Source organism: Acinetobacter sp. HR7 (assembly GCF_000773685.1).
Lineage (GTDB): Bacteria > Pseudomonadota > Gammaproteobacteria > Pseudomonadales > Moraxellaceae > Acinetobacter > Acinetobacter thermotolerans.
The window spans coordinates 1-14,033 of record NZ_JPQO01000182.1; the positions used below are offsets into that span (position 1 = coordinate 1).

Consider the following 14,033-nt stretch of genomic DNA (forward strand, 5'->3'; position numbering starts at 1 on the left):
TCGCTTGAATTCAGAATCTGAAAAACGGTTTAATTTCTGATATTTCATGAAATCTATATTGAGGCAGTTTTTACTTTCGCAAGAGGTCTAATGGTTTTGTTAATATTAATTATTAAAATAGCTGTATTGCTGAGAATAACGTTAATATAAAACCATAATTTAATAAGTGATTTCCAGAGAAATATGCCAAATAGCAAAAGCGAGTCCGAAAAAGTGACCAAGAATCAGAAAATCCAACGTCCTTTGTATGTACCGTATGCGGGATATAGCCTGCTTGAGTTACCCTTGCTAAATAAAGGTTCTGCATTTACTGAAGAAGAACGTACCAGTTTTAACCTGCATGGCCTGCTTCCACATGCGATCGAATCGATTGAAGAACAGAGCCAACGTTCTTATCAACAGTATTGTTCATTTAATGATGCAATTAATAAGCATATTTATCTGCGTAACATTCAAGACACCAATGAAACGCTGTATTACCACTTAATTGAAAACCATTTAAGTGAAATGATGCCTATCATCTATACACCGACTGTAGGTGAGGCTTGCCAGCGTTTCTCGGATATTTACCGTCGTCATCGTGGGATTTTTATTGCTTATCCAGACCGTGACCGCATTGATCAGATTCTGCGTAATGTGAATCGTCGCAATGTTAAGGTGATTGTGATTACTGATGGTGAGCGTATTCTTGGTTTGGGCGACCAAGGAATTGGTGGTATGGGAATCCCGATTGGAAAACTGGCGTTATATACCGCATGTGGTGGTATCAGTCCGGCGTATACCTTGCCAATTACCCTGGATGTTGGTACCAATAATCAGCAGCTACTGAATGACCCGATTTATATGGGCTGGCGTAAACCACGAATTGGTGGCGATGAATATTTCGATTTTGTCGATCAGGTGATTGAGGCAATTCAAGAAAGATGGCCAGATGCCTTAATCCAGTTTGAAGACTTTGCCCAGCACCATGCCATGCCATTACTGGAAAAATACCGGGATAAGGTGTGCTGCTTTAATGATGATATTCAAGGCACAGCAGCTGTTTCTGTCGGTACTTTACTGGCAGCGTCTTATGCATCCAAGAAAAAACTAAAAGACCAGACTGTAGCATTCCTAGGAGCAGGTTCAGCAGGCTGTGGCATTGCGGAACAGATTATTGCCCAGATGGTTGCTGAAGGCTTGACCGATGCTCAAGCCCGTAAACGGGTCTTTATGGTTGATCGTTTTGGTTTGATTACCGATAATCAGCCGAATCTTTTGGATTTCCAGAGAAAGCTGGCTCAGGATCCAAAAAGTATTGCCAAATGGGGCGACGCAGAGAATAAGATTTCACTACTGGAAGTGGTGAAATATGCCAAACCTACGGTATTGATCGGTGTTTCGGGACAGCCAGGTCTGTTTGATAAGGATGTGATGACAGCCATGGCTGAAAATTGTGAACATCCAATCGTTCTGCCGTTATCAAACCCGACATCACGGGTAGAAGCTGTTCCTGCCGATATCATTCAGTGGACAGATGGTAAGGCTTTGATTGCAACAGGTAGTCCGTTTGCACCGGTGAATTATCAGGGACAGATTTATAACATTTCGCAATGTAATAACTCGTATATTTTCCCTGGGATTGGTTTGGGCGTGATTGCTTCGGGGGCCAAACGTGTGACTAATAATATGTTAATGGCTTCGAGCAATGCTTTGGCTGAATGTTCACCAAAGCTGAAAGATCCGAAAGCAGACCTGTTGCCTGAACTGGATCAAATTCAGCAGATTTCCAAAGTGATCGCATTAAAGGTTGCTCAAGCCGCAGTTGAAGATGGTGTTGCACCACCGGTAGATGTTGAAACTTTGAAAGAGAAAATAGAAGAAAATTTCTGGAAACCGGAATATCGTAGATATGAAAGGGTGACTTTTTAATTCGTATTAATTTTTCATGAATGAAGCCTTTAGTTCTTTTCTAGAGGCTTAAGTAAAAATTAGATAAACGAGTTAGATTAAAAACATAAGTTTTTTTGCTCATAAGCACTTTTAATAGACGTGGAATCATTATTCTGAGAAAAAATTCATCATCAGGAGTTTGACCGATTACGAACTTTTCAAAAAGTACATCAAACTCTGTTATTTAAGTGGGATGACGATATTTATTGGATGGATTTTCGTCATTATTTCTTGATCGGATATCAAAAATTTAAACAAGAAACCAAAATATAAAACTAAAGTCTAAGAAAAAAATCCTGAATATATAATTCTAAAAATGCACTAAATCATGCTTAATAGGTTTGGTGATGAAAAAATTCATTATTAATTTAATTAAAAGTAATAAATTCATCAAAAGTAAATTGGGTTAAATTTATTAAATTTAATTAAAACAATAGTTTATTTAAAAATTAAGAGTTGGCATGAATCTTGATTTAATGAGAGTAATGAATTTTTTCATTGATTAATGGAATATATTTTTAAAGGATCTATCAAATGACAAGTAAAGTAATTGACGTTGCAATTTTGGGTTCGGGCTATGGCGGTTTAGGGATGGGCGCGCAGCTCAAGCGCAATGGTATCAATAACTTTAAAATTTTTGAAAAAGCAGATTCGCTAGGCGGTGTTTGGCGTGACAATATTTATCCAGGTGCTGCCTGTGATACCCAATCGCATATTTATTGCTTTACCTATTTCCCAAATTTACGAGTAAGCAGTATGTATGCTGGACAGGCAGAATTACTGAACTATTTAGAACGCCTGGCACAACATTTTGACCTAGAACCACATCTTCAATATAACTCTGAAATTACCAAAGCAACCTGGAACAATGCAGAACAGCTTTGGGATTTAGAGATAAAAAATGCTGAGCCTGTAAAAGCTAAGGTGTTTGTACCTGCATGGGGGCAACTGAATAAACCTGTAATTCCTTATTTTAAGGGGGCTGAAAAATTTAAGGGTGAGTCTTTCCACTCGGCAGAATGGAAGTATGGAGTAAATCTAGAAGGCAAGAAAGTCGTTAGTATTGGTAATGCTGCAAGTGCCGTACAGTATGTACCAGAAGTTGCCAAAGTTGCTGGTCATTTGACAGTATTCCAACGTAGTGCAAACTGGATTATGCCACGTGGTCAGCAAGTCTTTACTGAAGCAGAATTAGATGAGTTTGAATCAAATCCGGAAAAATTCTTTGAAAGCCGTAATAACATCCATCAAATGCGTGAGGATGGGTTTGCGCGTACACAACAAGGTACAGATTCTCAGGAAGAAGGCAAACGTCTTGCATTAGAACATCTTTACAATAGTGTTCAGGATGAAGAATTACGCAAAAAGCTTACTCCAGATTATGAATTCGGTTGTAAGCGTATCTTGCGTACTGATGACTACTATCCTGCTTTGACACGAGAAAATGTATCTCTAGTAACAGATGGTATTGTAGAAATTACTGAAAATGCGGTGATCACCACGACAGGCGAAGTGATTGAAGCAGATGTCATTATTTATGGTACAGGGTTCGCGAGCCAGAACTTCAACGGTGAGTTAGACATTATTGGCAACCAGGGTGATCGCCTTTCTCAAGTATGGGCAGATGGAGCAGAAGCTTATTTGGGTTTAACCGTCCCAACCTTCAATAATATGTTCCTGGTTTATGGGCCAAATACCAACCTGAATCACAACTCTATTGTGACTATGTTGGAAATTCAGCATCAATATATTGTTGAAGCAACGCAATATATTCTGCAAAACCAGACCTCACTGGATGTGAAACCTTCCATCTTTACTGCTTATAACGAAGATATCCAGGCGAAAATGGTGGGTTCAGCATTCGCGGCGGACTGTTCAAGCTGGTACAAAAATGCAGCCGGTAAAGTCATCAATAACTGGCCATTGAATGTTGAATCATACCGTAATTATACCCAGTTCAAGCCGCAGGATTATGTGGTTAAAACTGCAGTAAAAGAGGGTGAGCTTGCATGAGTGTTATTGTTCACCCTCAGGCTCAGCCAATTATCGATGCTTTTATCGCCAATGGTGCAAAGTCATTTGAAAAAATGGGTGAAATTCCAGAACTACGGGCAGTTTATGAAACCAATTGTGGTTTGGCAGCAATGAAAGGGCTAGAGCATATCGAAACTCAGGACCTTTCTGCTGAGCTATCTGGTGAGCCGATTCATTTGCGTATTTATGATACGCAAATGCAAGTGACGGAACTGCGTCCGACGGTGATTTTTATCCATGGTGGTGGTTGGGTCATTGGTAATTTAAATACCCATGACTCGATTTGCCGAAAGATTGCTAATGTAGCACAGGTTCGGGTGATCGCTGTTGATTATCGACTGGCGCCTGAATACAAGTTCCCAGTGCAGTATCAGGACTGTGAACGAGCGCTGCAATATATTCTGGAAAATGACCAACAACTGAAAGTTAACCGCCAGCGCCTGGTGTTCTGTGGTGATAGTGCCGGTGCCAACCTTGCAGGATATCTGGGACAAAACTTCTATCAGAAATACGGTACGGCTTTAAAAGCTCAAGTTTTGCTGTATCCAGTGATTGGTTTTGTGCCTGAATCGATGAGTTATCAGACTTATCAATCTGGTTTTCCACTGGTCAATAGCACTATGCACTGGTTCTTTGATCAACTGGCAAATGAGCAGGCAGATAAAGAGGCAATTTCCTTATTGTCTCAGCCCTTTGATAGCAACAATGGTGATATTTATCTCTTGACGCTGGAACATGATCCCTTGCGTGATGAGGCAATCTTGTATCTGGAAAAAGCAATCCAAAGTGGACTAAATGTGGAATATCACCACTTAAAAGGATTGATGCACGGGATCTTTACCATCGCAGGTAAGTTGGCTGTCGCAGAAGAATATTTAAATCACATTGGCAAATACATTGCCGCTAAAATTTAATAAGGTTATTTATGGGCTTTTCTACATTTAAAAGCGCGAATAAATTAATTACGGGTCAGACTGCACTGGAATATTTGGTTCAGGCGATTGCGCAATTAAAAATTCAAAAACCACTGATCGTAACAGATCAGGGGGTTGTGAAATCGGGAACTATTCAACAAGTACTGAATTTACTTGATGTTGAATATTCAATTTATGATTCAGTAAAACCTGAACCAGAGTTGGAACAGGTACAGGACTGTATCAATTTCTATCACGCTAACCAAAGTGATGCTGTACTGGCTGTTGGTGGTGGGAGTGCACTCGATATCGCTAAATGTGTGGCAGCATTGGCAGGACAAAATGGCGATATCCGTGATTTTGTTGGTACGGATAAAATTTCCAGCCGTGATATTCCACTGATTGTGATTCCAACCACTTCGGGTACAGGTTCTGAAGTGACCAATATTGCAATTTTGTCTGATACTAAAAATCAGATGAAACAGGGTATTGTTAGCGATTTCTTGTTACCAGACGTAGCAATTGTCTCTCCAGTGATGTCAGTAAGTTGTCCAGCTTCTGTGACAGCTGCAAGTGGTGTTGATGCCCTTGTACATGCCATAGAAGCATATATTTCAGTGAATCATTCGGACATTACAGATGCTTTAGCATTACAAGCGATTGAACTGATTGTTGAATATTTGCCTCAAGCATATGCACTTCCATCTAATCTGATTGCCCGTGAAAAAATGGCGACGGCTAGTCTGATGGCAGGTCTTGCCTTTGGTAATGCCGGAGTAGGGGCAGTCCATGCCTTGGCTTATCCACTCGGTGGAAAATATAAAATGGCACACGGAGTAAGTAATGCTTTGATGCTGCCTTATGTACTGAAATGGAATGTACTTGGTTGTGCAGAGCGTTTAAGCAAGATTGCCAAGCTTTTAAAGTTAAGCAATAGCAATTTGGCTATGGAAAATGCTGAAAAACTGGTGGAATTTTTGCACAAATTCTGTCAGCAGCTGAACATTCCTGCAGGCTTACGTTACTTTGGTATCCAGGAAGATGACATTCCTGCCCTTGCTGCTGAAGCGATCAAGGTCGAGCGATTGTTAAAGAATAACCCGCGTCAACTGACCGTCAATGATATTGAAGCAATATATCGCGAAGCGTACTAGGAGCAGGTGGCCGACATGAGCATAGATCAAGTTATTACATTTATGAAAAGTAGTAAGGACTATTTTGAGCTGAAAACTCAAGATGGACGGTCTATTTTCGATGTTGAGCCTATTCGTTCTTTAATAGATGCCATTCAAGATGGCATCTATATCACAGATGCGCAGGCTGTAACGCTAGCAGTCAATGATGCTTATGAACGTATCACTGGCTTGAATCGCAGTCTTTTAGTTGGTCGTTACATGGGTGACCTAGTCAAATTAGGCTACCTGTCGAATTCTGCTTCTCTGGAAGTGATTAAATGTCAGGAAGTCGTGACCTTAGTACAAACCATTAATGGTTCACAGAAAATTCTGGTGACGGGTAGTCCAGTCTTTGACGAGAAAAAGCAGCTGATTTGCGTAGTCACCAGCGTTCGTGACATTACAGAATTGTTGAGAGCTAAGCATGCTCAAGAGCAGTTGGAAAATCTGTTTCGTAGTCAGTCACAATACAAGATCACTAGCTCTTCACATGACTTAATTATTTCTCGTGAAACACAAAGCATCTTTGATTTGGCAACTAATGTAGCCAAATTTAACAGTAAAATTTTACTACGCGGGGAAACTGGTACAGGTAAATCAAAGTTGGCCCGCTATATACATAGTATCAGTTCAAGAGCTGAACAGGCTTTCTTAGAATTAAACTGTTCAGGTATTCCAGATAATTTACTTGAAATTGAATTGTTCGGTTATGTGCCAGGTGCATTCACTGGTGCTTCGACAAAAGGTAAAAAGGGGCTACTGGAAATTGCCCATCAAGGTACTTTATTTCTAGATGAAATTGGTGATTTACCGCTGAGTATGCAGGTTAAATTACTAAAAGTGATTGAAGAAAACCGCTTTTTACCTGTGGGATCGACAGAATTTAAAGAAGTTGATATTCGAATAATTTCTGCAACACATCGTAACCTCGAAGAGATGGTTGAGAAAGGCGAATTTCGCGAAGACTTATTTTATCGAATCAATGTCATTGATATTGAATTACCGCCTTTACGTCAGCGCCGTTCCGAAATCTTGCCTTTGGTGCAGCAGTATCAAAAACAGTTTAATGAAAAATATCAGTTACAAAAGACTTTTAGTCCTGAAGTGGTTGAATCCTTTACTCATTATGACTGGCCAGGAAATATCCGTCAGCTGATCAATGTGCTTGAAAGACTCATGGTGAGTACAACGCATTCAGAAATTAATTTACGAGATTTACCTAAAGAGTTTAAGCAAGAGAATAATCTGTCTACTGCAAAAATGTCTTTAAAAGATCGTGTATTAGCATTTGAAAAAGAATTGATTTTGGCTGCACTTAGCGAGCACGGCTCTACTCGTGCAACTGCTGATGCACTGGGGGTTGAACAATCAACCTTAGTCAAAAAAATTGCCAGATTCAAACAATAAGTTTTTACTTAGGGAAAAATATATATGGATATCACACAGTTTTCTGTTTTTGAAAACAGATGTTTAGTGAATGGTGAATGGTTAAGTTCAACAGATACTATTATTGTTACCAATCCTTTAGATCAGTCGGTCATTACAGAAGTTCCTGTACTTGCAGAGGAAGTCATTGAACAAGCCATTGTGGATGCTGATCTAGCGCAAAAACAATGGAAAAATGTGGCACCGAATGAGCGTAGTCGTTTGCTAAGAAACTGGTTCGACTTATTGATGCAATATCAAGATGAACTGGCAACAATTATGACGGTTGAGCAAGGCAAACCGCTTAAAGAAGCAAAAGGTGAAATTGCTTATGCTGCCAGTTATATCGAATGGTTTAGTGAAGAAGCTAAGCGTGGCTATGGCGATATTATTCCGGCACCTACAAATACAGAAATTCTGGTATTCAAAGAAGCAGTAGGAGTATGTGCTGCCATTACCCCATGGAATTTCCCTGCTGCGATGATTACCCGTAAGGTAGCACCTGCGTTGGCTGCTGGCTGTTCTATTCTGGTAAAACCAGCGTCGGAAACACCATTAACTGCGTTAGCGATTGCAAAACTTGCTGAACAAGCCGGTTTTCCTAAAGGCGTATTTAATGTCATTACTGGGTCATCAACCAAAATTGGTCAGATCTTTACCAGTCATCCACTTGTTAAAAAACTCAGCTTCACTGGTTCAACTGAAATTGGTGCCAAACTGATGGCACAAAGTGCACCTACTGTGAAGAAACTATCTTTGGAACTTGGCGGTAATGCACCAGTTTTAGTATTCAATTCTGCAAATCTAGATCAGGCCGTTCAAGGCGTGATGGATACCAAGTTCCGTAATGCTGGACAGACCTGTGTATGTGCCAACCGAATCTATGTACAAAGTGAAATTTATGATGCTTTTGTTGAAAAACTAAAAGATAAGGTTGAACAGTTAAAAGTGGGTAATGGTTTAGAAGCTGATACTGATATCGGTCCACTTATTAACCATAAAGCAATTCGCAAAGTTGAAGAACATATTGCAGACGCGCTATCAAAAGGTGCGACATTGGTCACAGGTAAAACAGAAAATACCAATGGCAACTGGTGTGTACCGACATTAGTAAAAGATGTCACTCAAGAAATGTTGTGTGCAAAGGAAGAAACTTTTGGACCTTTTGCACCGATCTTTAAATTTGAGACTGAGCAAGAAGTTATTGCTATGTCAAACGATACCGAGTTTGGCTTGGCATCGTATGTGTTCACTCAAGATATCAATCAATTTATTCGTGTGTCACGCAATTTGGAATATGGAATGGTTGGGGTAAATACAGGACTAATTTCAAATGCTGCCGCGCCATTTGGAGGAGTTAAATCGTCAGGAATTGGTCGAGAGGGATCTAAGTACGGTATGGATGAATATCTAGAAATCAAATATGTCTGCTTAGGAAACATTAAATAATTTAAAAAGGAATTTTACATGGAAGCAGTAAACCAAGTGCTGAGCGAAACAAGCGCTCCAGCAGAGAAATCGTCTATTAAAAAAGTAGTAGGCGCTGCCATGGCAGGCACCATTGCAGAATGGTACGAGTTTTTTATTTATGGTATTGCCAGTACCTTAGTATTTTCTAAGCTTTTCTTCCCGGCAATGGGTGATGGTAGCTTGTTGATGGGGATCATCGCTGCATTTGCAACTTATGCTGTAGGTTTCATTGCACGTCCTTTAGGTGGTTTAGTTTTTGGTCATTTTGGGGATAAATATGGCCGTAAAAAACTGCTACAAATCAGTCTGATTATGGTTGGTTTTGCCACCTTTGCAATGGGATGTATTCCTTCATTTGAAAGCATTGGTTATGCGGCACCTGCTATCTTGGTGCTATTGCGCTTTATTCAAGGTTTCGCTGTGGGTGGTGAATGGGGTGGTGCAATGTTGCTGGTGGGTGAACATAGCCCAGAACATCAACGTGGTTTCTGGACCAGTTTTCCGCAAGCAGCTGCATGTGCAGGTAATGTATTAGCGAGTCTGGTGCTATTAGGCTTATCTTATACGTTGCTGCAAGAAGATTTCCTAGCATGGGGTTGGCGTATTGCCTTCTGGTTGTCAGCAATCATTGTTTTTATTGGCTACTATATCCGTAAAAACGTCGAAGAATCAGATGTTTTTAAAGAACAGATTAAGCGTCAGGAAGAAGAGCAAAAAGCGAGTGCAGGTCTAAAAGAAGTACTGGTGCAATATCCAAAACAGGCACTTTTCGGCATGTTAATGCGTGTGGGTGAAAACTCTGTCTATTACATCATTGTTGTCTTCTCAATTGCGTATTTGTCGATCCAGTTGAAGTTTGGTTATACAACGATCTTGGCTCTACTTCTGTGTGCTAATGCGTTCCAGTTTTTTGCAATGATTTTCTCTGGCTTTATCTCAGATAAAATTGGTCGTAAACGTACCATGTATATTGGTTATGCAGGCCTGGTTGTTTGGTTACCTTTCTATTTTACTGGTTTAAATACAGGCGAGTTTTTAACAGTACTGTTCTCTATGTGTGTGGGCTTGTATTTCCAAGCCATGTGTTATGGTGGTCAGGGTGCGGTGCTAGCTGAAATTTTCCCGACACGTATGCGTTACTCAGGTTCATCATTTTGCTACCAAATCAGTTCAATTCTGGCAGGTTCAATTGCACCGATGATCGCAACGATGCTATGGAAGACTTATGATTCAACTACGCCAATCACAATTTATATTATGTCTGTGATTGCACTATCAGTCTTTGCCATCTTTATGCTGAAAGAGACGCGTGGTCGTTCATTACATGAAGTAGACCATGAAGATCGTAAACAGTTTTCTTAATACTTAAACATTCCTAATAAAAAGATTCTGCTCACATGGAGTGAGCAGAATGGGGATATTCATCTTTAAAAAAGGACGTCAGACATGAACTTAAAATTAAAAAATATCGTTATAGCTATGGCATGTGTCACTGCTACATCGGCATTCGCAGATAATGTGGAAAGCCGTATTGATGCATTGGAAGCAGAATTAAATCAGCTCAAACAACAGCGTTTAGTTGAAGTGCAACAAGCTCAACAGATCCAGGCGAATGAGCAAAAAAATAATAAAAAGTCTAATGTATTTAGTGATACAGATCTTAAATTCTACGGGATCGTACGAATGGATGGTGCAGTTGATTTTAAGGATACCACTGCTGCACCTTTTGTGAACGGTCAAATTAATGCAGTCGACCGTACTCCAGCAGGAAACCGTTCTGCATTTACCTTAACGGCAACTCGTTTAGGTATGGATCTCACTAAACAGGTCAATGACACAGACGTAAAAGCTAAAATCGAAATGGACTTCTGGGATGGTGCGGAAGGTAACGGTAAATTACGTATTCGCCATGCTTATGTGGATTTCAATAACTGGTTGTTAGGTCAAACTGTATCAGGTATGACGAACCTGGAAACTCTAACAGAAAGTGTCGACTACACATTATTCATGGGTTATACCTGGACCCGTAACCCACAGATTCGATATAACTTTAACCTCGCGCCTGAACATAATCTAAAAGTCGCAGCAGAATATGTAGATAGTCGTGCTTCAGAAATTCCAGCTATTACTGCCAAGTATGTATTTAACAAGGATGATGTAACTGCAGTCGCTCAAGGCTTCGTAAATGAGAAACGCGCTACTGTACAAGTAAACGGTGCTGAAAAAGATATTGATAAATTGGCTTGGGGTGTGGGGCTTGGTCTGAAATATAAATTATCTCCAGTCAATTCTATCCAAGGTCATTTCTACCATGTAGAAGGTGACCAGAAATTTGTGTCCTATACTCAACAAACCGCACCTGCCGTCAACGGCTTTAGTGGTGGGGGAGACTTTAGTGTAAATGCAAATCAAAATGATCTGGACCAAAATAAGGTCAATACTTATGTACTAGGTTATTCACATAAGTTGTCAGATCAATGGCGTACAAATTTAGTTGCCTCATTATTTGATTATGATGATTCTACGGCTTATGCAAAGAATAATCCAACGACAAATAAGCAGGTGAGTGATCTAGCAGCCAATATTTTCTATACACCTATACAAAGTGTGGATCTAGGTCTGGAATATCACCATGGCAAACGTGAGGCATTTAATGGCGATGAATTTGATGTATCACGTTTAAATTTCGTCACTACCTATAAATTCTAATGGACTAAATAAGGGTGCTCAGCACCCTTATTTTTACAGGAATGAAAAATGAAAGGATTGAATCAAAAGACAGTGGTTATCACTGGTGCATTAGGTGGAATTGCGCGTGCAACTATTCGAGTTCTAGATAACTATGATGTAAATTTTATTTTAATTGATGTGGTGGATGCAGATCATGATTTCTTATCTTCTCTCAAAAGTAAACATCATTATTTTAAAGCCGATATTTCTTCAGTCACTGTGATCGATGAACTTCGAGCTCAGATCAGTAAGCTTTATACAGAAGTTGATTTCTTGATTCATTCTGCAGGCTTGTATCAGCATATTGAGTTAGCAGATTTGAACTATGCGGAATGGAGCCATCAGATTAATGTCAACCTGAATTCAAATTACTACTTGATCAAAAGCCTATTGCCTTTACTGTCAGAGCAAAGTGCAATAGTCAATATTTCCTCAATTGCAGGTCATCAAGGAAGTATTGCCCATACAGCCTATGCTACAGCTAAAGGTGGTGTGATTGCATTGACTAAGAGTCTGGCAATTGAACTTGCACCTAGAACACGTGTAAATACTGTCTCACCAGGTTTGATCGATACTGCCATGATGCAAGGTATGAGTGATGAAAAACGTTCGGCAATGATAGACGCTACACCGCTTAAACGTTTGGGACAGCCAGATGAAATTGCCGAAGTTATTGTATTCTTGTGTAGTTCAGCAGCTTCTTATATCACAGGTGAAAATATCCATGTAAATGGAGGGTTGTATCGTGATTAAGACCCTGTCTAGTTTGCAACTTTCAAAAGTTACACGTCCAATTTCATGGGGTGAAATGGATTTATTTGGACATTTAAATAATGTGCATTATTTTCGCTATTTAGAAGATGCCCGGATTGCATTTTTGGATCAGCTAAACTTTTTTGATAATAAGTTGTATTGCGTCATTTTAAAAAATGAATGTGAATATAAATGCTCAGTAGAGTATCCAGATCAACTCACAACCATCTATTACGTAACTCGTGTTGGGAATACTAGTTTTTGCATGTTGTATGAAGTCTTTAGTGAACAGCAAGATACGGTGGTTGCTATAGGTAAAAGTGTGATTGTTATTGTTGATCCGGAAACGATGCAAAAAAGAGAAATACCCGCACAGTTTCGTGATCATTTATTAAAATATATGAAGGAATTTCAATATGAGCAATATGCATAATTCATTTCAAGATCGCGTTGCAATGATTACTGGTGCGGCATCTGGTATTGGTAAAGCTGTCGCAATTAAGATGGCAGAGCAGGGATGCCAATTATGTTTGGTTGATTTAAATCGGGAATTATTGACTGAATTAGAAAAACAATTATCACCACAAACGAAAATAATGATTTTCTGTGGTGATGTTACAGAGCCAACTTTTATTCAGACAGTGGTTGAGCAGATCGGTAAGCAATTTGGTCGTTTAGATTTCGCCTTGAATAATGCCGGAATTACATCTGCAGCAAAAGGTATTGCAGATATCGAGTTGGCAGAATGGCAGCGAGTTATGGATGTAAATATCAATAGTCTTTATTATTGTATGCACTATCAAATTCCATTAATGCAGCAGTTGAATGGTGGGGCTATTGTAAATATGTCTTCCATGTTGGGTTTAATAGGTACTAAAAATCGTGCAGCTTATGTAACTAGTAAACATGCAGTAACTGGGATGACTAAAGCTGTGGCGCTGGATTATGCGGATCAGAATATTCGAGTTAACTCCGTGCATCCTGGTTATATTGAGACACCGTTGATTGCTCATATTGATCATGAGGCTTTAATTACCAAGCATCCAGTCGGGCGACTCGGAACTGCAGAAGAAGTTGCGGCTTTAGTTAACTTTTTATTCTCAGATGAAGCCAAATTTATTACTGGTTCACAGTATGTCATTGATGGTGGCTATTCGATTCAATAAAGATTTAAAAGTTCAGGGATATTTTAGTCCCTGAATACGTCTTAGAAATTTTTGCATATTTATTGATAGCTTATATGAAATAAACTTTTGAAGAAAAATAAAATCTAGTCTTGGTAAGTTACAAATAGCTTTATGCGAATGCTGACTTATTGATGATATTATCATTATTAAAGTTTTTAGCCATCTTAAAATTAAGCGTTGCCTACAGCATTCAGTAAACCATTCTCTTACAAAATATCAGTCAGTTATTATAAATACTTTTTTAATCAGCTAGCTCAAAGCTAACTTTTTCTGACTTTCCATAAATCTAGTTACCTGAGAATATGCGCCTAACAATCCCGTGAATTGGATTATCATTTTAGTATAAATATTTGTAGTTCAGGAGTTATTCACTAATGATTGAAATATTAATCAAAACGCCAATCTCAACTTTA

General features: G+C 39.3%; 11 protein-coding genes. All 11 read left to right on the top strand.

Annotated elements, in window-relative coordinates:
* Positions 1-183: 183 nt before the first annotated feature.
* The 11 genes from GW12_RS09975 to GW12_RS10025 all read left to right on the top strand — a co-directional run bounded on the left by GW12_RS09975 (position 184) and on the right by GW12_RS10025 (position 13,599).
* Positions 184-1,911, top strand: coding sequence for an NAD-dependent malic enzyme (locus GW12_RS09975; RefSeq protein WP_052127905.1), 1,728 nt, complete (start codon positions 184-186; stop codon positions 1,909-1,911).
* Positions 1,912-2,466: 555 nt separating this feature from the next.
* The gene (locus GW12_RS09980) at positions 2,467-3,945 is read left to right on the top strand and encodes an NAD(P)/FAD-dependent oxidoreductase (RefSeq protein WP_034587065.1); all 1,479 of its coding nucleotides are present in this window, start codon (positions 2,467-2,469) and stop codon (positions 3,943-3,945) included.
* Positions 3,942-4,880, top strand: coding sequence for an alpha/beta hydrolase (locus GW12_RS09985; RefSeq protein WP_034587067.1), 939 nt, complete (start codon positions 3,942-3,944; stop codon positions 4,878-4,880). The genes GW12_RS09980 and GW12_RS09985 overlap by 4 nt, the downstream gene beginning before the upstream one ends.
* An 11-nt stretch (positions 4,881-4,891) precedes the next feature.
* Entirely contained in the window at positions 4,892-6,034 is a 1,143-nt protein-coding gene (locus GW12_RS09990; RefSeq protein WP_034587069.1) for an iron-containing alcohol dehydrogenase, read from the top strand.
* Positions 6,035-6,049: 15 nt separating this feature from the next.
* Positions 6,050-7,462, top strand: coding sequence for a sigma-54-dependent Fis family transcriptional regulator (locus GW12_RS09995; RefSeq protein WP_081403486.1), 1,413 nt, complete (start codon positions 6,050-6,052; stop codon positions 7,460-7,462).
* A 24-nt stretch (positions 7,463-7,486) separates the two neighbouring features.
* Complete coding sequence (locus GW12_RS10000; protein WP_034587071.1) at positions 7,487-8,929, top strand: NAD-dependent succinate-semialdehyde dehydrogenase; 1,443 nt, start codon at positions 7,487-7,489, stop codon at positions 8,927-8,929.
* An 18-nt stretch (positions 8,930-8,947) separates the two neighbouring features.
* Positions 8,948-10,312, top strand: a complete 1,365-nt coding sequence (locus GW12_RS10005) for an MFS transporter (protein ID WP_034587073.1) — start codon at positions 8,948-8,950, stop codon at positions 10,310-10,312.
* Between the two features lie 84 nt (positions 10,313-10,396).
* Positions 10,397-11,659, top strand: coding sequence for a DcaP family trimeric outer membrane transporter (locus GW12_RS10010; RefSeq protein WP_034587075.1), 1,263 nt, complete (start codon positions 10,397-10,399; stop codon positions 11,657-11,659).
* 48 nt (positions 11,660-11,707) lie between these two features.
* On the top strand, positions 11,708-12,433 hold the full coding sequence (locus GW12_RS10015) for an SDR family NAD(P)-dependent oxidoreductase (protein WP_034587077.1): 726 nt from the start codon (positions 11,708-11,710) through the stop codon (positions 12,431-12,433).
* Positions 12,426-12,866, top strand: a complete 441-nt coding sequence (locus GW12_RS10020; protein WP_052127906.1) for a thioesterase family protein — start codon at positions 12,426-12,428, stop codon at positions 12,864-12,866. The genes GW12_RS10015 and GW12_RS10020 overlap by 8 nt, the downstream gene beginning before the upstream one ends.
* Positions 12,850-13,599, top strand: coding sequence for an SDR family NAD(P)-dependent oxidoreductase (locus GW12_RS10025; protein ID WP_034587079.1), 750 nt, complete (start codon positions 12,850-12,852; stop codon positions 13,597-13,599). The genes GW12_RS10020 and GW12_RS10025 overlap by 17 nt, the downstream gene beginning before the upstream one ends.
* Positions 13,600-14,033 lie beyond the last annotated feature (434 nt).